This is a genomic window from Mesorhizobium jarvisii (assembly GCF_003601985.1).
In the GTDB taxonomy this organism is placed as follows: domain Bacteria; phylum Pseudomonadota; class Alphaproteobacteria; order Rhizobiales; family Rhizobiaceae; genus Mesorhizobium; species Mesorhizobium jarvisii.
Genome location: NZ_QZXA01000010.1, coordinates 184,735 through 204,933, shown reverse-complemented (window position 1 = coordinate 204,933; position 20,199 = coordinate 184,735). Strand labels below are relative to the sequence as shown.

The following is a 20,199-nucleotide window of genomic DNA, read 5'->3' as shown; positions in this document are numbered from 1 at the left end:
AATCCAGGCGAATCCAAGGCACGCCCGCACCAGATCGTGAAACGACACCGTTCAAATCGGAAACAGCCCCTGCGCCGGATGATCGGCGCCCGCCGAAATCCAGCCAATGACGTATAGAGCAAGAGCCGCCGCGACAAGCCCGTCGACACGGTCCATGACGCCGCCATGGCCTGGAATGAGCACGCCCGAATCCTTGCGGCCATGCCGCCGTTTGACCCAGGATTCGAACAGGTCTCCGGCCTGGGCGATAATCGAAAGCACAAGCGCCACGAAGCCAAGCAGCGCCAGATTGCCGGCACCGGCGACTGCTGCCAGCATGACCCCGGCGACAACGCCACCGACCGCGCCGCCGACCGCGCCGCTGCGCGTCTTGCCGGGCGAAATCGACGGCGCCAGTTTGGGACCACCGACGGCGCGCCCGACGAAATAGGCAAAAATGTCGGTCGCCCAGACCACCGCGAACAGGAACAGGATGGCGACGAGGCCCGGATGGTCGCCATCGCGCAACAACGCAAGCGACAGGCCGGACACGCTGGCATAGGCAAGACCGCTTGCCTCCCACTGCCCGGCCTTACGAACCAGGGCGGCAATCGCCGTAACGGCGATCAGAATCACGACAAGCAGCAGCAGCCACGATGCGGCAAGCCCGACAATCAAGGCGCCGATGAAAACGACGACCAGCGCCTCGGGCAGGAAGCCCAGCCCATTGGCCGCGGCGGGCCGCGACATGCGTGTCCACTCGTAGAAGATCATCGCCGACATGGCCGCGCACAGCAGTCGGAATGGCAGGCCGCCAAGCCAGGTCAGGCCAAGGGCGATGACGGCAAGCACGACCGCTGAAATGACGCGGAGCTGAAGGTTGCTCATCCCGCGGCCGGTCGCGAAGCGACGTCTTGCGGGCCCAATCCGCCGAAACGGCGCTCGCGGCCGGCAAATTCGCGCAACGCCTCGGCAAGGTGTTCGCGGCTGAAGTCAGGCCAATAGCAAGGCAGGAAGACGAGTTCGCTGTAGGCGGCCTGCCACAAGAGGAAGTTGGACAGGCGAAGCTCGCCGCTGGTGCGTATGACCAGTTCCGGATCGGGAATGCCTTGGGTGTCGAGACAGCCGGCAAAGCTCTCTGCGGTGATCGATTCGGCGTCGATTTCGCCGCGCGCCGCGGCCGAGGCAAGCTTGCGCGCCGTGCGAACGATCTCGTCGCGCCCGCCATAGTTGAAGGCGATCACCAGCGTCAGGGACTCGTTACGGGCGGTGAGCGATTCGGCCTCTTCGAGCAACCCTCGGATGTCGGCCTGCAGCCCTGCCCTGTCTCCGATGATCCTGACCCGTACGCCGCTCTGGTGCAGTTCGGCGAGATCACGGCGGATGAACAGCTTCAATAGCCCCATCAGGTCGCTGACCTCGGCCTTCGGCCGCGACCAGTTCTCCGACGAGAACGCATAGACGGTCAGGAACGAGATGCCGAGATCGGGCGCCGCGCGCACCGTCTTGCGCAATGCCTCGACGCCTGCGCGATGACCGGCGAGCCGAGGCATGCCGCGCGCCTTGGCCCAGCGTCCATTTCCATCCATGATGATCGCGACGTGCGCGGGCGTTGTCATGATCTCGCTTTCGGGTCAGCCGGCCGCCAACCCTAAACCTGCATGATTTCAGCTTCCTTGTCGGAAAGCAGATGATCGATGGTGCTGATCGTTTCGTCTGTAAGCTTCTGGACCTGATCCGAACGTTTGCGCTGATCATCCTCGCTGATAACGCCGTCCTTCTCGGCCTTCTTCAGGAAGTCCATGCCGTCGCGGCGCACATGGCGCGCGGCGACACGGGCATTCTCGGCATAGCCGTGCGAGATCTTGACCAGTTCCTTGCGGCGCTGCTCGTTGAGCTCGGGCAGCGGAATCCTCAGATTGGTGCCGTCGACGATGGGGTTGAAACCCAGGTTGGATTCGCGGATGGCGCGATCGACGGCGCCGACCATCGACTTGTCCCAGATCGACACCGAGATCATGCGCGGCTCCGGCACCGTGACGTTGGCGACCTGGTTGATCGGCATGGTGGTGCCGTAGGCTTGCACCTGGATGGCATCGAGCAGATTGCTGGAGGCGCGGCCGGTCCGCAGCGAAGCCAGGTCATGCTTGAACGCGGCGATTGCCCCATCCATGCGCCGCTTGAGATCGTCGTACTCACCACTCATCCTAGTCTCCTCGACCCGTCTGCTGCGGGTTCACTGCTTCGGGGCAAGGCCCCGTTCGAGCCTGATTTTCGAAAAGCCGGTTTCCCCTTTGTCGGGATCAGGCCCGGGATCAATCGTCCGCGACGACCGTGCAGCGGCCGCCGCCCCTCAGAATATCGCCGAAACCACCTTTTTCGTGGATCGAATAGACGATTATCGGAATGTTGTTTTCGCGCGCAAGTGCAATCGCAGCCGTATCCATGATGGAAAGGCCTCGATTTATGACTTCGGCATGGCTGATGCGCTCGAAACGCGTCGCTTTCGGATCCTTTTTCGGGTCGGCAGAATAGACGCCGTCGACCTGCGTGCCCTTGAACAGCGCATCGGCGCCGATTTCGGCCGCGCGCAGTGCCGCCGCCGAATCAGTGGTGAAAAACGGATTGCCGGTGCCGCCGGCAAAGATCACCACCTTGCCCTGGTTCATGTAGGCGGTGGCCTGGCGCTGTGAAAAGCTTTCGCACAACTCCGGCATGGCGATCGCGGACAGCACCACGGCGTCGACGCCGATCTTGTTCAGCGAGGTGCGCAACGCCAGCGAATTGATGACCGTGGCAAGCATGCCCATGTGGTCGCCGGTGACCCGGTCCCCGCCCTTGGAGGCGACGGCCACGCCGCGAAAGATATTGCCGCCGCCGATGACGACGCCGACCTCGATGCCCAGAGCGCGGGCCTCGGCGATGTCGGCGGCGATGCGATCCACGACCGAGACATCGATGCCGAAATGCTGTTCGCCCATCAACGCTTCGCCCGACGCTTTCAGCAAGACACGTCGGTAGAGGGGCTTCACCGTCATCTGGTCCTCGTCATTTTTGTATGTGGTCACGCCTGGGCTGGCCGCCCTCGCGCAGGCGTCGCGCCCCGAACATTGGCACGATGCCGAGTTCCGATACACGAAGGGCGCCGGGATGTCACGCGGCGCCCGACCGGCAAATCGGTGGCAGCCTGCCGGATCGATCAGCCGGCGGACACGCTGGCTGGCTCGCCCTCGACAAGCACCGGCAATGCGTAGCCGGAGGGCTTGTCGCCGGTCGCAGCGCCGCCTGTGACGCGCGCCTGTATCTGCGGCCCGAAATAGGAATAGGGGAACGGCGTCGGCGTTCTGCTGACCGAATCCAGCCGGTCGCGAAGCGCTGCCGGAATCTCGAAGTCCAGCGCGCCAAGATTGTCCTGTATCTGGGCCAGCGTGGTCGCACCGAGGATGACTGTTGCGATCCCCGGCTGCGTCGCCACCCAGTTGAGCGCGACCTGTGGCATGCTGCGGCCGAGCTCGGATGCAACCTTCTCGAGTTCGGTCACGATGGCCCAGTTGCGCTCCGTGAATTTCTGGAAGCCCGGATGCGTCGAATTGCGGAACCCGTCGAGCCGGCCCACATTTCCGGCCTGGGCCGGCCGATACTTGCCGCTGAGCAGCCCGCTGGCCAGCGGGCTCCAGACCATGATGCCGGCGCCATGGCGCGTGCCGAAAGGCACGAACTCGTTCTCGATCGCGCGTTCGGCCAGGGAGTATTCGAGTTGCAGGGCCGAAACCGGCTCATACCCGCGCAGTTCGGCGATCGCCTGCGCGCGCCCCGCATACCAGGCCGGCACATCGGACAGGCCGACATGGCGCACCTTGCCCATCCGCACCAGGTCATCCAGCGTACGCATGACCTCTTCGGCCGGCGTCAGCCTGTCCCACACATGCATGAGATAGAGATCGATATAGTCGGTGCCCAGCCGCTTCAGCGAGGCATCGACCGCCCGCATGATGTTCTTGCGGCCGTTGCCGCCGGCATTCGGATTGCCCGGCTGCATGTTCATGGTGAACTTGCTGGCGATCACCGCGGTGTCACGCAAGCCCTGCTCGGCGATGAATTCCCCAAGCCAGGCTTCGGCCGTGCCGCCGGTGTAGAGGTCCGCCGTGTCGAAGAAATTGCCGCCCGCCTCGACATAGGCGTCGAACATCGCCCGGGCTGTGTTCCTGTCGGCTCCCCACCCCCATTCCTTGCCGAAAGTCATCGTGCCCAGAGCGAGCCGGCTGACCCTGAGGCCGCTGTTGCCGAGCGTGTAATAGGTCATGGTCATGATCGTCTTCCAATGCTTGCTGGTGAATGCCGCGGTGTCACTGGCCCGCCGTGTCATTGCCCGGCGTTGCCTTGACCCAAACGTTGCCGCGCTCATGCGTCATGTGGAACGCGAAGCCGTCGACCTTCCAGCCGGCGGTGGAGCGCGTCAGGTGATGCTCATAGGTGCCCCAGACTTCCCAAAGCGGGTCGCCATTGCCCTCCATCCGGTTCCAGGCATAGCCGTTCGAGCGGACCGTCGCCGTGTTCGCCTCGAGAACGACCTGATGATTTGTGCGCAGATGCAGGCTTGTCTTGCTGCCCTTGAGGTTGCCGGCCCAGGCGCCGATCAGGTCGTCGGAGGCGATGTTGGCCGCCGGCTGCCCGGACAGGCTGCTGAAATCGGCGGTAACCCGATCCGCGAAATAGCTGCGCGCCAGTTTCCAGTCCTGCGCGTCGACGGCGCGGTCGATGGCGTCGGCGATCCGGATGACCGCGCGTTCGTCCGCAAGTGCCTGCCAGCCGGAGGGTTCCGCCCCGCCGGCATCGATCGGCGCCAGCGCCATGCCTGCCGCGAACGTCACGTGCTTCAACGCATTCATGTCTCTTCTCCTTGATGCAACCAGCCAATTGCCAATGTGTGGGCGCCGGTGCGTTGGCGACAATGTGGACCCCGGCGGAGGCATCGATAAGATTGCATTGTTCGCAAAGACCATGCGATATTGCTCATGAATGGATCGCGATCTCCTCATACATCTGCCTGTGATCGTTGCCGTTGCCCGGCGTGGCGGCTTCGCGCTCGCGGCGGCCGAACTCGGCATGAGCCCGTCGGCGGTCAGTCACGCCGTACGGCTGGTCGAGGAGCGTATCGGCCAGCCCTTGTTCGCGCGCACGACGCGCAGTGTTTCGCTGACCGAATCCGGAAAGGCGCTGGTGGAGGCCGCGGCTCCTGCCCTTCAGGATATTGGTGAACGGATCGATCGAATCCGCAGCGTCAAGGGCAGGTCCTCCGGCTTGCTCAGGATCAACGCCTCCACCATCGCGATTCCGTTGGCGGTGACGCCTGTCGTCGCGGCGATGGCCGAGCGCTATCCGGACGTTACGGTAGAGATTTTCGCCGACCAGGGGCTGGTCGACATCGTCGGCGAAGGCTTTGATGCCGGCATCCGGCTAGGCGAGATGATCGCGCAGGACATGGTGGCCGTGCGGCTCACGCCTCCGTTCAAAACCGTCATCGTCGCCTCTCCCGCCTATATCGGACGCCGCGGCCGTCCGCGCAGCGTGGCCGATCTCGCCAACCACAATTGCATCGGCTACCGGCTTGTCCGCTCCGGTGCCCTCTATCGCTGGGATTTGACCGAAGACGGCAAGGATGTCGTGGTGCAGACCGGCGGTACGGCCATCGTCACGGATTCGCTCGCAGCGATTGACATGGCGCTTGCCGGAGTGGGCCTTGCCTATATGTTCGAGCCGCTGGCGCGCGCCGATCTTGCGGCCGGCCGCCTGGTGCAGGTTCTGCCGCAATCGGCAATCGAGGAACCCGGCCTTTTCCTCTATTTCCCGCGCCGGGCGGCGATGGCGCCGAAACTGCGGGCCTTTATCGACACCGCACAAGAAATCAGCCGGACATCCCTGCGGACGTCCGGCCGAAAAACGCTTTTGGAATAAAGCAGTAGGAAGTTTACTTCTTGACCGCCGCCGCGACTTCCGCTGCGAAATCGGTCTCTTCCTTTTCGATGCCTTCGCCGAGCGCGAAGCGCAAATAGGCCGTGATCTTGGCCGGCGCGCCGATTTCCTTTTCGGCATCCTTCAGCGCCTTCTCGACGGTGATGTCGGGATTGAGCACGAAGGCCTGCTTCAGGAGCACGACTTCCTCGTAGAACTTGCGCATGCGGCCCTCGACCATCTTTTCGATGATGGCTTCCGGCTTGCCGGACTGGCGCGCCTGATCGGAGAAGATCGCCTTCTCACGCTCGACCGCTGCCGGATCGATCTGCTCCGCCGTCAACGCCATCGGGTTGGTGGCGGCGACATGCATGGCGACCTGACGGCCAAAGGCGTTGGCGGCATGTTCATTGCCTGTGGTTTCGATCGCGACCAGCACGCCGAGCTTGCCGAGGTTGTCGGCAACCGAATTATGGACATAGGTCGCCACGGCACCATGCGGCACCGTGAGCTTCGCCGAGCGGCGGAAGCTGATATTCTCACCGATGGTGCCGACAGCGTCCTTGATCACCTCGGTGACAGTCTTGTCCGAGCCGGGATACTTGGCGGCAGCCACCGCCTCGGTCGTGCCGTAGGCGAGCGCCACCTTGGCGATGTTGCGGACGAGCTCCTGAAACTGCTCGTTGCGGGCCACAAAGTCGGTCTCGGAGTTGACCTCAACAATGGCAGCTTCGCGCACGCCGGCATCGACGCCGATCAGGCCTTCGGCCGCGGTGCGGCCGGCCTTCTTGTCAGCCTTGGAGATGCCCTTCTTGCGCAGCCAGTCGACGGCCTCTTCCATGTTGCCGTTCGTCTCGTTCAACGCCGCCTTGCAGTCCATCATGCCCGCGCCGGTCAAGTCGCGGAGTTCTTTGACCTGTGCAGCCGAAATGCTCATTGTCGCCTCTTTGTTTTAAATGCACCGACGCACCACCGGTACTCGATGATGCGTCCGTTTAGCGTGCCAAAATATTAGAAAGATGAAGGCCGGAACCGGCCCTCGCCGTTTTACGCCTGCGGGGTCTCGGTCGACGGAGCCGGATCGAGCGCCGGCTCGACCGGGGCTTCGATCGAAGCGCCGATGTCGACGCCGAGCGCGCCCTGCTGACGGGCGATGCCGTCGATGGCAGCCTTGGCGATCAGGTCGCAATAGAGCTGGATGGCGCGCGCTGCGTCGTCATTGCCAGGGATCGGGAAGTCGATCTTGTCCGGATCGCAGTTCGAATCGATGATGGCGACGACCGGGATGCCGAGACGCTTGGCCTCCAGGATGGCGATCGCTTCCTTGTTGGTGTCGATCACGAACATCAGGTCGGGCGTCGAGCCCATGTCCTTGATGCCGCCCAGCGCCTTGTCGAGCTTTTCGCGCTCGCGGTCGAGGTTCAGGCGCTCCTTCTTGGTGAGGCCCTGGGCCTCGCCGGCCAGCATCTCGTCGAGCTTGCGCAGGCGCTGGATCGAATTCGAGATCGTCTTCCAGTTGGTCAGCATGCCGCCGAGCCAACGCGAATTGACATAGTACTGGGCCGAACGCTGCGCCGCATCGGCGACGATGTCGGACGCCTGGCGCTTGGTGCCGACGAACAGCACGCGGCCGCCCTTGGCGACGGTGTCGGAAACCTGCTTCAGCGCCTGGTGCAGCAAAGGCACCGTCTGCGAGAGGTCGATGATGTGGATGTTGTTGCGAGCGCCGTAGATGTAGGGCGCCATCTTCGGGTTCCAGCGATGGGTCTGGTGGCCGAAGTGAATGCCAGCTTCCAAAAGCTGGCGCATGCTGAAATCAGGCAGAGCCATTCTTATTTTCCTTTCCGGTTAGCCTCCACGGACACAGGCATTTTTGGACTTTGTCCTCGAACGCCACCGGAGGTTTCAGCCGGATTTCTCCCGGGCAGACACCAAAGTCCGTGTGTGGAATGAGCGCGCATATAGAGGGGAAGCGCGACAAACGCAAGCGGGGTAACGTTTTCCCGCTCAGCGTGCGGCAATCAGCGCGCCGGTGCCGATCATGGCGCTGCCGGCAAACCGGTTCATCAGCCGCATGCGCTTCGGTGTCCTGAACCAGCCCGAAGCCCGGCCCGCAAGCGCTGCATAGACCCCCATGGTCAGGATGTTGACGCTGATGACGGTGGCCACCACCAGAAGGCCATCGACAAGGGTCAGCGTGTCGAGATTGAGGATCAGCGGCATGATCGAGGCGTAGAACAGGATCGCCTTGGGGTTGCCCAGCGCAATGGACGCGCCAAGGAAAAAGGACCGGGACAATCTCGCCTCGGCCGTCCGCGGCTCATTCGATTGCGAGGCCGAGGCGCGCCACATCCTGATGCCGAGAAAGATCAGATAGGCGGCGCCGGCATATTTCAGCAGGAGAAAGATCCATTCGAAGGTTTGCGCCAGCGCCACCAGCCCGAGCAGCGCCAGGGTGACCAGCACGGCGTCGCCGGCGGCGACCCCGACGCCGGCCATGAAGGCACGGAGGAAACCGCGCGACACACCATTGGTGATGACCGTGAACATCGCTGGCCCCGGCGTGGCGGCAGCAAGTGTGACAGCGGCGCAATAGGCCAGAAATGCTGTTGGTGTCATGACCGGGCCTTTCCATTGGGCACCCGCACGCGCCGGAAGATCGCGACGATCTCCTCGCGGCTGCATTCGATGGCGCCGAGCCGCACCGCGCGGTCGCGCTCGAAGCCGGTTATGTCATAATGCGGGGCCGATGTCTTGGGCGGTCCCTGGTAGGACGAACGCTTGACGCCAAGCGCGGCGGCGAAACGATGCAGCTCGTCGGTGTCGTCGGCCATCAGGTGGCACCAGCGATGGCCGGCCCACTTCCAGATCGCCGCATCGACGTAGACCGCCATCAAGCCCGCCGCGGCCAGCTCAATTGCGCAACCCGGCTACTTCGATACCGGGCAAGGCTTTGTCTGGTCGAACAGCGAAAGATTGACCAGCCTGCCGGTCATCGAGAAGTCGCCATAGTCCATGGTGAGATCGCGGGTGATGCCGTTCTCGTGCAGCTTGAAGCTGATCCGGTATTCCGGCACTTCCTCGCCGTTCTGGGCGCTGTCGTCGAAATAGGCGATGTCGACCGGCCAGTACTTGTCGGTGGCGAGTTTGGCCAGCGCCGGAGCCTCCGGATCGACCTTGTCGGCTTCGGTCTTCTTGCCGACGACAACAGTGGTCGCCATCACCTTATTGGCGTCCTCCGAGCCGTCGAACAGGTTCGTCTGGTAGAAATTCTCGCCTTTCTCGGCCTTGCCGATCAGTTCGACCAGATGCTGGGTCGGAAACTGGGTGGCGGCGAGTTCCAGGCTGTTCTTCTCGGGCTTGTCGATATCGACCTTGAGGCCCTTGGCGTCTTTCGTGGCGATGCCCTTGACCTCCTTGTCGAGGTTCTGGTCGACAAAGGATTTGGTCACGAAGGAAAAAGTCTTGCCTTCGGCATCTTCGAAAGTCGTCGTCTGCTGGTCCGTCAGCTTCGTGCCCTCGGCGGTAACGATCTGGGTGACGAAGCGAAATTTCACCGTATAACCTTCGCACGCCGAACCGTTGAATTCGTAGACCATGCGACCGGATATACCTGTTATGCCGGAGCGGTCGGAGGCCTTTTTGAGGGTAAGGTCATACACGGCGCGATGCGCCTGCAGCGCCGGTACGGCGAAGGCGGGGACTATCGGGAACACCGCCGATAACAGAACGGCGTGGAATGCGAGGCGCGCTGCGCGCATGAGGTACTCCGATCGTCGCGGCTGATGGCAGGCCGCAGGGAAAGATGGTCCAGCTTAAAAAAAGTCGTGGCGGAAGCGAGGCAAAAATAGCAATTTCGGCCCCGCCAGCGCGGCGCCTTCCAGCAATAGGGAAAAGCAATGAGTGAAACAATCGAAAAGCGGCTAAGTGATCTCGGCGTGACGCTTCCAGTCGCCGCCGCACCTGCCGCCAACTACGTTCCCTACTGCAGGTCGGGCAATCTGCTGTTCACCGCCGGGCAATTGCCGCTCAAGGACGGCAAGCTGCAGGCGAGCGGCCTGCTCGGCCGCGACGTCGACACGGCAAGCGGCAAGGACGCGGCGAGATACTGCGCGATCAACATTCTGGCGCAAGCCAAGGCTGCGCTCGGCGACCTGGAGAAGATCAGCCGGCTGGTGAAGATCACCGTCTTCGTCGCCTCTGCCCCCGACTTTGTCGAACAGCATCTGGTTGCCAACGGCGCTTCCGATTTCCTGGTCGCCGCCCTTGGCGAGCGCGGCAAACACGCCCGCTCCGCGGTCGGCACTGCCTCCCTGCCACTTAATGCCGCAGTGGAAATCGAAGCCATCTTCGAAGTCGAATGAACGAAGGCCTGACATGACCGATCTATCCTGGCTAACCGCCCGGCCCGTTGCCCATCGCGGCTTCCACGACATGAACAAGACGCGCTGGGAAAACACGCTTTCCGCTTTCACGGCCGCGGCCGAACGGGGCTACGCCATCGAATGCGACGTGCATCTGTCGTCGGACGGCGTTCCCGTCATCATCCATGATGACGACCTGAAAAGACTGACTGGAGAGGACGGTTTCGTCTGGCAGCGCAGCGCGGCCGAACTGACCGCGCTCAAGGTTGGCGCCACATCCGACCGCGTGCCGACGCTGCAGGAAGCGCTCGACCTCGTCGACGGCCGCGTGCCCATGGTCGTCGAGCTGAAAGGGGCTCCCGGCCGCGATGAAGGCCTGGTGGCAAGTGTCGGCAGGATGCTCAAGCGCTACAAGGGCAAGGCGGCGATCATGTCGTTCGATCACTGGCTGATCCGTGACTTCCCGAAACATGCACCCGGCATTCCCGCCGGCTTGACCGCCTACGGCAAGGACCTCAAGCTGATCGAGGCGCATTTTTCCATGCTGGCGCATGAGCTATCCTTCACCTCCTACGCCGCCGGCGACCTGCCGAACCCGTTCGTCAGTTTCGTGCGTGAAAAGCTCAAAATGCCTGTCATCACCTGGACGGTGCATGATCAGCCCGCGATCGACCTGACCTTCAAATACGCCGATCAGATGACATTCGAAGGGTTCGAACCCGAGTTGGTCAAAGTCGCTTGAGCGGAGTGTCTGAAACGTGACTTGTAGCGCCCCGGATGGAGCTTAAATAAGCCTCATGGATCAGGGCGACGATGGCGACGGGCAAACTGCAAATGCGGACTATTCGATCCGTATCGCCGCGGGCATCGGCGCGTTCACCTGCGATGAGTGGAACGGCTTTGCCGGCACCACGCGCGGCGATGCGGAAAACGGCTATAATCCGCTCGTTTCATTCGCTTTTTTAAGCGCGTTGGAGGATTCCGGCTGCGCCGTGCGGCGCACCGGCTGGCAGGGACATCATTTGCGGTTGGAGACCGCGCAAGGCAGGCTGCTGGGCGCCGTCCCCTGCTATCTCAAATCGCACAGCCAGGGCGAATATGTGTTCGACCACGGCTGGTCTGACGCCTTCGAGCGCGCAGGCGGCCGCTATTATCCGAAACTGCAATGCGCCGTGCCGTTTACGCCGGTCACCGGCCCTCGCCTGCTGGTCGGCAAAGGCGAGGATCCGGATGCGGTGAGGGCCGGGCTTGCCGCCGGCCTCAAAATGGTGACCGACAAGCTCGGCGTGTCCTCGGCGCATGTCACCTTCGCGCAGGAGAACGATGTGGCGACACTCGAGGCCGCCGGTTTCCTGCACCGCACCGACCAGCAATTCCACTTCTTCAACGAAGGCTTTTCGACCTATGACGACTTCCTCGCCACGCTTGCCTCGCGCAAGCGCAAGGCGATGAAGAAGGAACGGCGTGAGGCGCTTGCCGATGGCATCACCATCGACTGGCTGACCGGCAAGGACCTGACGGAAAAGGCCTGGGACGACTTCTTCGCCTTCTACATGGACACCGGCAGCCGCAAATGGGGCCGCCCCTACCTGAACCGCCAGTTCTTCTCGCTGATCGGCGAACGCATGGCGGATGATATCCTGCTGGTGATGGCCAGGCGCAACGGCCGCTACATCGCCGGCGCCATCAATTTCATCGGCTCGGACGCGCTCTACGGCCGCAACTGGGGGTGCATCGAGGATCATCCCTTCCTGCATTTCGAGGTCTGCTACCACCAGGCCATCGACTTCGCCATCGAACGCAAGCTGAAGGTGGTGGAGGCGGGCGCGCAGGGAGAACATAAGCTGGCGCGCGGCTACCGGCCGGTGACGATGCATTCCGCGCACTACATTTCGCACCTCGGCCTGCGCAATGCGGTGGCCGACTATCTCCAGCGCGAGCGGCGCGAAGTGGAGCGGATGAGCGATTATCTCGAAGAACACACGCCGTTTCGCAAGGATCTCGAGGAGTAGCAGGCCTTCTGGCATGGCCGATCTCGCCTGATCGTACCGCCACATCGTCTTGCCGCTCCGGAAGAGCTTCGCTACACGGGACGCGAGGCACAATCCGGAGCGTTCGCCATGACTGAGGCCGCCTACGACACCAACAACATCTTCGCAAAGATCCTGCGCGGCGAAATCCCTTCGCACCGCGTCTACGAAGATGACGCCGTCGTCGCCTTCATGGATGTGATGCCGCAAGGACCCGGCCATACGCTGGTTGTGCCAAAAACCCCGTCGCGCAACCTGCTCGACGCCAATCCGTCGACCTTCGGCCCGCTTTATACCGTCGTCCAGAAAGTGGCGCTGGCAGTCAAGAAGGCGCTCGATGCCGACGGCGTCACCATCCTGCAGTTCAACGAGCCGGCCTCCGGCCAGACCGTCTATCACTTGCACGTCCATGTCATCCCGCGCTTCGACGGCATCCCGTTGAAGCCGCATAGCGGTGAGATGGAGAAACCCGAAGTGCTGGCCGGGAACGCCGAGAAAATACGGGCGGCGCTGGGAAGCTGAGCGGAACTTCGTTTCGGGGGCAGGAGAAAGTCTAGCTAGCGGCTTGAGCCAAGCGCTCGATCGCACCCGGCTGAGCGCCATCACGCAGGCGCTGGCGGATCGCTTGTGCGCACTGTTCAGTGCTGAGGACCGAGGTATCGACCTCGAGATCATATATGCCCGGCCGGTGCACCGCTTCTTGCCACATACGCACCGGCAAAGGCGTGGGATCGTCCGAAGAGCCGGTGACATAACCCCGGCCCGCCTCGCTGGCGGCTCGCCTTTCCATGATGATTTCAATCGGACAGCGAACGCCGACGAACAGCGCTGGCAGGCCGGCGAGACGGCGCGCGCAATCGGCCAGGCAATCGAGCGGCTTCGAATAGGCATCGTGATGGCCGACGTCCGTCACGACGTTCAGCCCCAGCCGGCTGTGCACCGCGACCGATTCGTAGAGGGCGGCATAAAGGTGCGGCACGAAGACTTCGAGGTCGGGGCGTTCGCCTCCAGGTCGCAACCCTATTCCCGGGCGAAGTCGCGACGGTATGATCTGGGCATAGCTGTCGACACCCAGATTCATCCATGCGCCATCGAAGCTTTCCTGAATGGCGCGAGCGATGCTCGATTTTCCCGACCGCGGCGCGCCGTTGAGGATGACGATCTGGCCTGGCATAGCCACCCCATTGCTCAAAAATGAAAAAAAGCCCCGTTGCCGGGGCTTTTTCGAGTGCGTGCCGATCAGCCCTTGCGGGGCAGTTGCGGGACCAGGCTGCGCTTGCCGCCATCCTTGCCCTTGGGCTCCGGCTTCTGCGCCACGACCTTCTTGGCTGCAGGCTTCTTGGCCACTGCCTTGGGCGGCTTCGGCGCGTCTTCCGGCTCTTCCTTCTTCGGCTTCACCGGCGCCTCGTCGGCCAGCGATTCGAGCTTCAGGCCGGTCTCGCCGGTTTCCTTCTTCTCGACGGTGACGCGCACCGTGCCGCCCTTCTTGAGCTTGCCGAACAGCACCTCGTCAGCCAGTGGCTTCTTGATGTGCTCCTGGATCACACGGCCGAGCGGCCGCGCGCCCATGCGCTCGTCATAGCCCTTGTCAGCGAGCCAGGCGATCGCATCCGGCGACAGGTCGAAGGTGACGCCACGCTCGGAGAGTTGCGCCTCGAGTTGCATAACGAACTTCTGCACCACCTGATGGATGACCGGCACCGGCAGCGAGCCGAACGGGATGATCGCATCGAGACGGTTGCGGAATTCCGGCGTGAACAGCCGGTTGATCGCCTCGACATCGTCGCCTTCGCGCTTGGTCGACCCGAAACCGATCGCCGCGCGCTGCGCATCCGATGCGCCCGCATTGGTGGTCATGATCAGGATGACATTGCGGAAGTCGATCTGCTTGCCGTTGTGGTCGGTCAGTTTGCCGTGGTCCATGACCTGCAACAGGATGTTGAACAGATCCGGATGCGCCTTCTCGACCTCGTCGAGCAACAGCACGCAGTGCGGATGCTGGTCGACGCCGTCGGTGAGCAAGCCGCCCTGGTCGAAACCGACATAGCCGGGAGGCGCGCCGATCAACCGCGAAACGGTGTGGCGTTCCATATATTCCGACATGTCGAAGCGGATCAGCTCGACGCCGAGCGAGGCGGCTAGTTGCTTGGCCACTTCCGTCTTGCCGACACCGGTCGGACCCGAGAACAGATACGAGCCGATCGGCTTTTCCGGTTCGCGCAATCCGGCACGGGCCAGCTTGATCGCCGAGGTCAGCGCCGTGATGGCAGTATCCTGGCCATAAACGACCCGCTTCAACTCGATATCGAGGCCTTGCAGCACCTTCTCGTCATCGGCCGAAACCGTCTTCGGCGGGATGCGCGCCATGGTAGCGATCGTTGCTTCGATCTCCTTGATGCCGATGGTCTTCTTGCGCTTGGCTTCCGGCACCAGCATCTGCGAGGCGCCGGTCTCGTCGATCACGTCGATCGCCTTGTCCGGCAGCTTGCGGTCGTTGATGTAGCGCGCCGACAGCTCCACCGAAGCCTTGATGGCTTCCGAGGTGTAGCGGACCTTGTGGAACTCCTCGAAATAGGGCTTCAGGCCCTTCATGATCTCGATGGCGTCCTCGATGGTCGGTTCGTTGACGTCGATCTTCTGGAAGCGCCGCACCAGAGCGCGGTCCTTCTCGAAGAACTGGCGGAATTCCTTGTAGGTGGTCGAGCCGATGCAGCGGATCGCACCCGACGACAGAGCAGGCTTCAGCAGGTTCGACGCGTCCATGGCGCCGCCCGAGGTGGCTCCTGCCCCGATCACCGTATGAATCTCGTCGATGAACAACACCGCACCCGGATAGTCCTCGAGTTCCTTGACGACCTGCTTCAGCCGTTCCTCGAAATCGCCACGGTAGCGCGTGCCGGCCAGCAGCGTGCCCATGTCGAGCGCGAAGATGGTGGCGTTGTGCAGCACTTCGGGAACGTCGCCCTCGACGATGCGCTTGGCGAGACCCTCGGCGATCGCCGTCTTGCCGACGCCCGGATCGCCGACATAGAGCGGGTTGTTCTTGGAGCGGCGGCACAGCACTTGGATGGTGCGGTTGATTTCCGACTCGCGGCCGATCAGCGGGTCGATCTTGCCGGCCTTGGCCTTGTTGTTGAGGTTGACGCAATAAGCCGTCAGCGCGTCCTGCTGCTGCTTCTTCTTGCCGCCTTCCTCTTGCGGCTCGGCGCCATTCTGGCCGCCCTGCTCGTCATCGGCGCCGCGCGGCGAGCGCGTTTCCGATGCGCCGGGGCGCTTGGCTATGCCGTGCGAGATGTAATTGACCGCGTCGTAGCGGGTCATCTGCTGTTCCTGCAGGAAATAGGCGGCATGGCTCTCGCGCTCGGCGAAGATTGCGACGAGCACGTTGGCACCCGACACTTCCTCGCGGCCCGACGACTGCACATGGATCACCGCGCGCTGGATGACGCGCTGGAAGCCGGCGGTCGGCTTGGAATCCTCGTCGTAGCCGGTGACCAGATTGTCGAGCTCGGTGTCGATATAGGTCAGAACAGTGTGCTTCAGCTCATCGAGATCGACGTTGCAGGCGCGCATGACGGCGGCCGCCTCGGTGTCGTCGATCAACGCGAGCAGCAGATGTTCAAGGGTTGCGTATTCATGGTGCCGCTCATTGGCGAGCGTCAGCGCCTGGTGAAGCGCCTTTTCCAGGCCTTGGGAGAAAGCCGGCATGTTACCTCACTTCTTCTCCATCACGCATTGCAGCGGATGCTGATTCTGTCGGGCGAAATCCATGACCTGAGACACTTTGGTCTCGGCCACCTCGAATGTATAGACCCCGCACTCGCCCACTCCATGATTGTGAACATGAAGCATGATGCGTGTGGCGGCTTCGCGGTCCTTCTGGAAAAAACGCTCCAGCACGTGAACCACGAACTCCATGGGAGTGTAGTCGTCGTTGAGGATGAGGACCCGGTAAAGGCTGGGCTTCTTGGTCTTGGTTTTGGTGCGCGTGATAACGGCCGTCCCGCGGCCGGCCTCATTGCCGTCGCCGCCGCCGTTTTGCATCCGCGCCACTTGTCTCATGGCAGTCAAACTGATCGTCACGTAATCCTGCCTCGTTCGAATCCTCATGCGAGTTCGACATGTAGGTGTTCGATGGACGATTTTAAGCCCTTCTGGTTAGCTGACAATATGGCTAGGTGACCAAACTTGGCGGATTTTCGCAATCGTGAAGCGCTACGCTGCCGCGAACCGGAAATTAGCATGAAAAAACCCGGCCGCGTTTCCGCGACCGGGCTTTGTCCCGGGCCCAAAGGGCCGGATCTGAAAGTGTCAGGGCGAAAATTACCTCGCCCGGGCGAAATTACTTCGCCTTGGCAACGATCGATTCGAACGGCTTGTAGGCTTCCTTGGCGAGTTCGGCATAGAGATCGCCAATCTTGGTGGCCTCGGCGACGAATGCCTCGTAGGACTGCTTGGCATAGTCGGTCTGGATCTCGATCGCCTTGTCCAGCGACTTGGCCGAAAACAGCTTCTCGACAGCAGCGCTGCCGGCCTCGAAGCTCTTCTTGGTGTACTCACCGGCCTCGGTGGCGATCGCCTGGGCGCCCTTGGAGAGCGAAGCGAAGCTCTTCAAACCGGTGTCGGCGAATTCCTTGCCGTATTTGCTGAAGTCCTCATAGGTCTGGGTCATTTCACGATTCCCTTGACGGTTGAGGCGTCCTTCTTCGGGGCGCCGTTGTGCAATGCACCTCAATATATTGTGCGCCGCACAAAAGTCAATATTTCACCGGCGTGCGAGGCTCGCCTGCGCAGGCAATGGCTAAAAATCAAATAAAGTGTGTTTCAAGCCCGAAGAAAATGGTGAACGCGGCGGTTACCATAAACGGATTGGTAACGCTGCCCCGTTAGCTTGGCTGAAAGTGAGGCAGGACCCTTTGCCGCCTCCAGCGCAACGAAGAATTCAAGGGAAATATCAGTGCGTCAGGCGTTGTTGGGCATCGTTTCCAAATCCACCTCCCCCCTCAAAGCGATCATGGTCCTCGCCCTGGCGATGACGTTCGTTTGCTCCGACGTTGCCGCCTCGCTGGCAGCGCGGCAGGCGGCCATCGTTGTGGACGCCAAGACGGGCAAGGTGCTGTACTCCGCGGATGCCAATGGCAGGCGCTATCCGGCGTCGCTGACCAAGATGATGACGCTTTATCTGACCTTCGAAGCGATGGCGAAGGGCAAGATCAGCCGGAACACGCCTGTCGTGTTTTCCGCCAAGGCCTCCGCCGAGGCGCCAACGAAACTCGGCGTGAAGCCGGGCGGTTCGGTCTCGGTCGAAACCGCGATACTGTCGATCGTCACCAAGTCGGCGAACGACTCGGCCACTGCCCTCGGTGAAATGCTTGGCGGCGATGAATCCACTTTTGCCCGCATGATGACCGCCAAGGCGCGGGCTCTCGGCATGAACGGCACCGTCTTCCGCAACGCCAACGGCCTGCCCGACCCCGGCCAGTTCACCACCGCGCGCGACATGGCAACGCTCGGCATTGCGCTCAGGGAACATTTTCCCCAGTACTACGGCTATTTCTCGCAGCGCTCGTTTCTCTACGGCCGCCAGCGCATCAACGGTCACAACCGACTGCTCGGCCGCATCAAGGGCGTCGACGGCATCAAGACCGGCTACACCCGCGCCTCCGGATTCAACCTCGTCTCATCTGTGTCCGACGGCAACCGCCGCCTCGTCGCCGTTGTCATGGGCGGCACGTCGGGCGGCAGCCGCGACAACCAGATGGCGTCCCTGATCAACACCTACATGCCAAGGGCCTCGACCCGCGGTGGCGGCGACCTCGTCGCCAAGGCCGACAGCAGCAACCCGGTCAAGGCCCTCGCCAAGGTTCTTTTGCCCAAGCACGACGCGCCGACCCCGGACGACAAGCCGGTCGCGGTGGCCAGCGCCGATGACGCCGTTGCCGACGACGCGACGGCTGCGCAGGGTGATGACGAAGAGAGCGCCGAGGCCGAAGCGCCCAAGCTGGTTGCCCCGGCAAAGAAGGTGAAGACGGTCATCGTCTCCGCCCCCAAGGTCGCCAGCGCACAGGTCGTGGCCGCCTATGCCGAGCCGGCGGCGGCGGCGGCGCCAACCGTCGATCCGGTCAACACCGCTTCGGTGCCGTCGGGTTGGTCGATCCAGGTCGCCTCTTCGCCGAAGCAGTCGGAAGCCCAGGCCGTCCTCGACAAGACCAGCAAGCAGGCGCCGAAGGCGCTGGCGGATGCTTCCGGCTTCACCGTCGCCTTCGACAAGGACGGCGTCACCTATTACCGCGCCCGTTTCGGCGGCTTTGGTTCGAAGGACGCCGCCTGGAAGGCCTGCACCGCTTTAAAGAAGAAGAAAATCGAGTGCTACGCCGTCCAGCAGTAGGGCGGCGTGGAAGTAATCTCCCGGAAAATTTCTGCGTCGAAGGAGACTAGTTGTGATTGGAGAGCAAGACGTCCTTGGCTTCGTTGATTCGCGCCGCCAGGAAAGACGTGCCGCCGATATCGGGGTGCAGGCGCTGCATCAGGCGGCGGTGCGCCTTGCGGACATCCGCCGCGGCGGCCCCCGCTTCAAGACCAAGGACCTTGTAGGCCTCCTCCTTAGTCATGGCGCCCGGACCTGGCGCAACACCCAGCCCTTCGCCACCGTTCGTCTCAGTGTTTTTGCGCCAGACGGGAAATCTGCCGTCAAGATACGTCTCTAGCAACTGGCGGCTCTCCGCATCGGCGGAGAGTTCGCGGTAGAGATGCTGCAACTCCGCAAGGCCCATCGCACCAAGCATCTTGCCGTCATGGCGGCCGGCCAGAACCAGCCCTTCGAGGCCGCCGGTATCGTGATCCAGCTCCATTTCAAGCGCTGCCGTCCGCACCGTTGAGCGTTTTCCCGGCGCCGGCTTGACATCAGGCCGGTTCTTGCGCGTGGCAGCATACCAGCCGATCGCCGCAAACAGCACGACGCCGCCGATTCCGCTTCGACCGACCAGAAGCACGGCGGCGCCCACCAGTGCCAGCAGGATCGGTCCCAGTGTTCTCATGCCGGTTGCCAAGCGGGCCGGATCGGCCCGGAGGAAGGCCGAGGCAACGCCCAGGAGCACCAGCAGCAATGCGACCAGACCGATAATTGCGCCTAACATTTCCCACCGCCCCGCAGATGCCCTGTCCGCCTGGACAGCCGCGTGATGTCATCCAACACTTTTTCTGCGCCGGAATGAAGGCTTTCACCTGGACAGGAAGAAGACCGCCATGCGGAATGGCTCCCCAGCCCTGTGGACCTTGTCGGCTTCGCCAGCTTTTCATCGCGCATGGATTTCAAGATGTGGCGTTGTCGCGCCGCTTGCAAGTCCAGAGCGAAGCAAGATGGAGGGCCAGAAAAGCCCGCGCCAAAACAGACAGCGCTTGCGCGCGATGGCCTACAGCAAGCCGAGATCGGCAAGCTCGCGCCTGAGTTTCGGCGGCATCTCGACCAGTCCCGCCTTGCCTTTACCGAGATCAGGTGGTGCATCCGACGGTTTCAAATAGCGCCAACCCTGGAAGGCCCGACGCGGCTGCCAATCGGTGCGCACGACTTGCGGATCGAGCATCAGGTGGCAGCGACCGATGCCCTCGTCGTCAATGAAGGGCCGGATCTCGGTGATCAGCTGCCGGCATTGCACATTGCCCTTGATCACCCAGTAGAGCGAACCGCCATCGGTGACCTCGGCGCCGCGCGTCGGCACCATGCGGGTGGTGTGCCAGTGTTCGGCCGGTTCGCCGGACCGGCGCCGTTCGTCGAGGCGGAACTCGATCCATTCCTCGAGATCCTCGACGCTGTCGCAGCCGACGCACAGTTTTAGGAGATTGAGAGCCATTCGCTAAGGTTAGTCCGGAGCGCC

General features: G+C 62.6%; 23 protein-coding genes. 6 read left to right on the top strand and 17 right to left on the bottom strand.

Annotated elements, in window-relative coordinates; all coding sequences use genetic code 11:
- Window positions 1-51 precede the first annotated feature (51 nt).
- From D3242_RS25090 to D3242_RS25065, 6 genes are all read right to left on the bottom strand, one after another.
- Window positions 52-867: a phosphatidate cytidylyltransferase gene (locus tag D3242_RS25090; RefSeq protein ID WP_064985512.1), complete on the bottom strand. Its 816-nt coding sequence runs from the start codon at window positions 865-867 to the stop codon at window positions 52-54.
- Window positions 864-1,598, bottom strand: a complete 735-nt coding sequence (locus tag D3242_RS25085) for an isoprenyl transferase (protein WP_019858199.1) — start codon at window positions 1,596-1,598, stop codon at window positions 864-866. Before D3242_RS25085 ends, D3242_RS25090 begins: the two co-directional genes overlap by 4 nt.
- Before the next feature lie 32 nt (window positions 1,599-1,630).
- Window positions 1,631-2,185, bottom strand: a complete 555-nt coding sequence (frr, locus tag D3242_RS25080; protein ID WP_010909550.1) for a ribosome recycling factor — start codon at window positions 2,183-2,185, stop codon at window positions 1,631-1,633.
- Between the two features lie 109 nt (window positions 2,186-2,294).
- Window positions 2,295-3,017, bottom strand: coding sequence for a UMP kinase (gene pyrH / locus D3242_RS25075; RefSeq protein ID WP_038646872.1), 723 nt, complete (start codon window positions 3,015-3,017; stop codon window positions 2,295-2,297).
- A 161-nt stretch (window positions 3,018-3,178) separates the two neighbouring features.
- Window positions 3,179-4,288, bottom strand: a complete 1,110-nt coding sequence (locus D3242_RS25070; RefSeq protein WP_038652721.1) for an aldo/keto reductase — start codon at window positions 4,286-4,288, stop codon at window positions 3,179-3,181.
- 37 nt (window positions 4,289-4,325) lie between these two features.
- Window positions 4,326-4,868 (bottom strand): nuclear transport factor 2 family protein, encoded by a 543-nt coding sequence (locus tag D3242_RS25065; protein ID WP_038646874.1) that lies wholly within the window; start codon window positions 4,866-4,868, stop codon window positions 4,326-4,328.
- A 130-nt stretch (window positions 4,869-4,998) separates the two neighbouring features.
- Here D3242_RS25065 and D3242_RS25060 point away from each other — a divergent pair, with 130 nt between their 5' ends.
- Window positions 4,999-5,934, top strand: coding sequence for a LysR family transcriptional regulator (locus tag D3242_RS25060; protein ID WP_064985513.1), 936 nt, complete (start codon window positions 4,999-5,001; stop codon window positions 5,932-5,934).
- A gap of 13 nt (window positions 5,935-5,947) precedes the next feature.
- Here D3242_RS25060 and tsf read toward each other — a convergent pair whose 3' ends face one another.
- From tsf to D3242_RS25035, 5 genes are all read right to left on the bottom strand, one after another.
- Window positions 5,948-6,868 carry a translation elongation factor Ts gene (gene tsf / locus D3242_RS25055; RefSeq protein ID WP_019858206.1) on the bottom strand — a complete coding sequence of 307 codons (921 nt, stop codon included), beginning with the start codon at window positions 6,866-6,868 and terminating at the stop codon, window positions 5,948-5,950.
- Between the two features lie 110 nt (window positions 6,869-6,978).
- Window positions 6,979-7,761, bottom strand: coding sequence for a 30S ribosomal protein S2 (gene rpsB / locus D3242_RS25050; RefSeq protein ID WP_064985515.1), 783 nt, complete (start codon window positions 7,759-7,761; stop codon window positions 6,979-6,981).
- A gap of 177 nt (window positions 7,762-7,938) precedes the next feature.
- Window positions 7,939-8,550 (bottom strand): LysE family translocator, encoded by a 612-nt coding sequence (locus D3242_RS25045; protein WP_064985516.1) that lies wholly within the window; start codon window positions 8,548-8,550, stop codon window positions 7,939-7,941.
- Window positions 8,547-8,825 carry a DUF4031 domain-containing protein gene (locus D3242_RS25040; protein WP_019858211.1) on the bottom strand — a complete coding sequence of 93 codons (279 nt, stop codon included), beginning with the start codon at window positions 8,823-8,825 and terminating at the stop codon, window positions 8,547-8,549. The genes D3242_RS25045 and D3242_RS25040 overlap by 4 nt, the downstream gene beginning before the upstream one ends.
- 36 nt (window positions 8,826-8,861) lie before the next feature.
- Complete coding sequence (locus D3242_RS25035) at window positions 8,862-9,692, bottom strand: cell envelope integrity EipB family protein (protein WP_019858213.1); 831 nt, start codon at window positions 9,690-9,692, stop codon at window positions 8,862-8,864.
- 138 nt (window positions 9,693-9,830) lie between these two features.
- Here D3242_RS25035 and D3242_RS25030 point away from each other — a divergent pair, with 138 nt between their 5' ends.
- From D3242_RS25030 to D3242_RS25015, 4 genes are all read left to right on the top strand, one after another.
- The gene (locus tag D3242_RS25030; protein WP_038646884.1) at window positions 9,831-10,295 is read left to right on the top strand and encodes a RidA family protein; all 465 of its coding nucleotides are present in this window, start codon (window positions 9,831-9,833) and stop codon (window positions 10,293-10,295) included.
- 13 nt (window positions 10,296-10,308) lie between these two features.
- Entirely contained in the window at window positions 10,309-11,037 is a 729-nt protein-coding gene (locus tag D3242_RS25025) for a glycerophosphodiester phosphodiesterase (RefSeq protein WP_064985518.1), read from the top strand.
- A gap of 55 nt (window positions 11,038-11,092) precedes the next feature.
- Entirely contained in the window at window positions 11,093-12,307 is a 1,215-nt protein-coding gene (locus tag D3242_RS25020) for a GNAT family N-acetyltransferase (RefSeq protein ID WP_064985520.1), read from the top strand.
- Window positions 12,308-12,415: 108 nt separating this feature from the next.
- Window positions 12,416-12,847, top strand: coding sequence for an HIT family protein (locus D3242_RS25015; RefSeq protein ID WP_064985521.1), 432 nt, complete (start codon window positions 12,416-12,418; stop codon window positions 12,845-12,847).
- A gap of 31 nt (window positions 12,848-12,878) precedes the next feature.
- On the opposite strand, the gene D3242_RS25010 is transcribed toward D3242_RS25015, so the two are convergent.
- From D3242_RS25010 to D3242_RS24995, 4 genes are all read right to left on the bottom strand, one after another.
- Window positions 12,879-13,499, bottom strand: coding sequence for a chloramphenicol phosphotransferase CPT family protein (locus tag D3242_RS25010; protein ID WP_064985523.1), 621 nt, complete (start codon window positions 13,497-13,499; stop codon window positions 12,879-12,881).
- 65 nt (window positions 13,500-13,564) lie between these two features.
- On the bottom strand, window positions 13,565-16,033 hold the full coding sequence (gene clpA, locus D3242_RS25005) for an ATP-dependent Clp protease ATP-binding subunit ClpA (protein WP_010909564.1): 2,469 nt from the start codon (window positions 16,031-16,033) through the stop codon (window positions 13,565-13,567).
- Between the two features lie 6 nt (window positions 16,034-16,039).
- Entirely contained in the window at window positions 16,040-16,369 is a 330-nt protein-coding gene (clpS, locus tag D3242_RS25000) for an ATP-dependent Clp protease adapter ClpS (protein ID WP_010909565.1), read from the bottom strand.
- Between the two features lie 298 nt (window positions 16,370-16,667).
- Window positions 16,668-16,997: a phasin family protein gene (locus D3242_RS24995; RefSeq protein ID WP_010909566.1), complete on the bottom strand. Its 330-nt coding sequence runs from the start codon at window positions 16,995-16,997 to the stop codon at window positions 16,668-16,670.
- 285 nt (window positions 16,998-17,282) lie between these two features.
- Between D3242_RS24995 and D3242_RS24990 the strand changes: the two genes are divergently transcribed.
- Complete coding sequence (locus D3242_RS24990) at window positions 17,283-18,713, top strand: D-alanyl-D-alanine carboxypeptidase (RefSeq protein WP_064985524.1); 1,431 nt, start codon at window positions 17,283-17,285, stop codon at window positions 18,711-18,713.
- 46 nt (window positions 18,714-18,759) lie between these two features.
- Here the strand turns inward: D3242_RS24990 and D3242_RS24985 are convergent, their stop codons facing one another.
- Together D3242_RS24985 and D3242_RS24980 are read right to left on the bottom strand one after the other, a co-directional pair.
- A complete protein-coding gene (locus tag D3242_RS24985; RefSeq protein WP_038646895.1) occupies window positions 18,760-19,461 on the bottom strand; it encodes a DnaJ domain-containing protein in 702 nt (233 codons plus the stop codon).
- A gap of 276 nt (window positions 19,462-19,737) precedes the next feature.
- A complete protein-coding gene (locus tag D3242_RS24980) occupies window positions 19,738-20,175 on the bottom strand; it encodes a DUF1489 family protein (RefSeq protein ID WP_019858222.1) in 438 nt (145 codons plus the stop codon).
- Window positions 20,176-20,199 lie beyond the last annotated feature (24 nt).

Excerpts from the sequence above, each read along its gene's own strand:
- D3242_RS25045 (WP_064985516.1), bottom strand. The coding sequence starts at position 8,550 with ATGACACCAACAGCATTTCTGGCCTATTGCGCCGCTGTCACACTTGCT.
- rpsB (WP_064985515.1), bottom strand. The coding sequence starts at position 7,761 with ATGGCTCTGCCTGATTTCAGCATGCGCCAGCTTTTGGAAGCTGGCATT.
- clpS (WP_010909565.1), bottom strand. The coding sequence starts at position 16,369 with ATGCAAAACGGCGGCGGCGACGGCAATGAGGCCGGCCGCGGGACGGCC.
- frr (WP_010909550.1), bottom strand. The coding sequence starts at position 2,185 with ATGAGTGGTGAGTACGACGATCTCAAGCGGCGCATGGATGGGGCAATC.
- D3242_RS25010 (WP_064985523.1), bottom strand. The coding sequence starts at position 13,499 with ATGCCAGGCCAGATCGTCATCCTCAACGGCGCGCCGCGGTCGGGAAAA.
- D3242_RS25015 (WP_064985521.1), top strand. The coding sequence starts at position 12,416 with ATGACTGAGGCCGCCTACGACACCAACAACATCTTCGCAAAGATCCTG.
- D3242_RS25040 (WP_019858211.1), bottom strand. The coding sequence starts at position 8,825 with ATGGCGGTCTACGTCGATGCGGCGATCTGGAAGTGGGCCGGCCATCGC.
- D3242_RS25090 (WP_064985512.1), bottom strand. The coding sequence starts at position 867 with ATGAGCAACCTTCAGCTCCGCGTCATTTCAGCGGTCGTGCTTGCCGTC.
- D3242_RS25065 (WP_038646874.1), bottom strand. The coding sequence starts at position 4,868 with ATGAATGCGTTGAAGCACGTGACGTTCGCGGCAGGCATGGCGCTGGCG.
- D3242_RS25035 (WP_019858213.1), bottom strand. The coding sequence starts at position 9,692 with ATGCGCGCAGCGCGCCTCGCATTCCACGCCGTTCTGTTATCGGCGGTG.
- D3242_RS24985 (WP_038646895.1), bottom strand. The coding sequence starts at position 19,461 with ATGTTAGGCGCAATTATCGGTCTGGTCGCATTGCTGCTGGTGCTCCTG.
- D3242_RS25085 (WP_019858199.1), bottom strand. The coding sequence starts at position 1,598 with ATGACAACGCCCGCGCACGTCGCGATCATCATGGATGGAAATGGACGC.
- D3242_RS25060 (WP_064985513.1), top strand. The coding sequence starts at position 4,999 with ATGGATCGCGATCTCCTCATACATCTGCCTGTGATCGTTGCCGTTGCC.
- D3242_RS25070 (WP_038652721.1), bottom strand. The coding sequence starts at position 4,288 with ATGACCATGACCTATTACACGCTCGGCAACAGCGGCCTCAGGGTCAGC.
- D3242_RS25030 (WP_038646884.1), top strand. The coding sequence starts at position 9,831 with ATGAGTGAAACAATCGAAAAGCGGCTAAGTGATCTCGGCGTGACGCTT.
- D3242_RS24980 (WP_019858222.1), bottom strand. The coding sequence starts at position 20,175 with ATGGCTCTCAATCTCCTAAAACTGTGCGTCGGCTGCGACAGCGTCGAG.
- clpA (WP_010909564.1), bottom strand. The coding sequence starts at position 16,033 with ATGCCGGCTTTCTCCCAAGGCCTGGAAAAGGCGCTTCACCAGGCGCTG.
- tsf (WP_019858206.1), bottom strand. The coding sequence starts at position 6,868 with ATGAGCATTTCGGCTGCACAGGTCAAAGAACTCCGCGACTTGACCGGC.
- D3242_RS25020 (WP_064985520.1), top strand. The coding sequence starts at position 11,093 with ATGGATCAGGGCGACGATGGCGACGGGCAAACTGCAAATGCGGACTAT.
- D3242_RS24995 (WP_010909566.1), bottom strand. The coding sequence starts at position 16,997 with ATGACCCAGACCTATGAGGACTTCAGCAAATACGGCAAGGAATTCGCC.
- D3242_RS25025 (WP_064985518.1), top strand. The coding sequence starts at position 10,309 with ATGACCGATCTATCCTGGCTAACCGCCCGGCCCGTTGCCCATCGCGGC.
- pyrH (WP_038646872.1), bottom strand. The coding sequence starts at position 3,017 with ATGACGGTGAAGCCCCTCTACCGACGTGTCTTGCTGAAAGCGTCGGGC.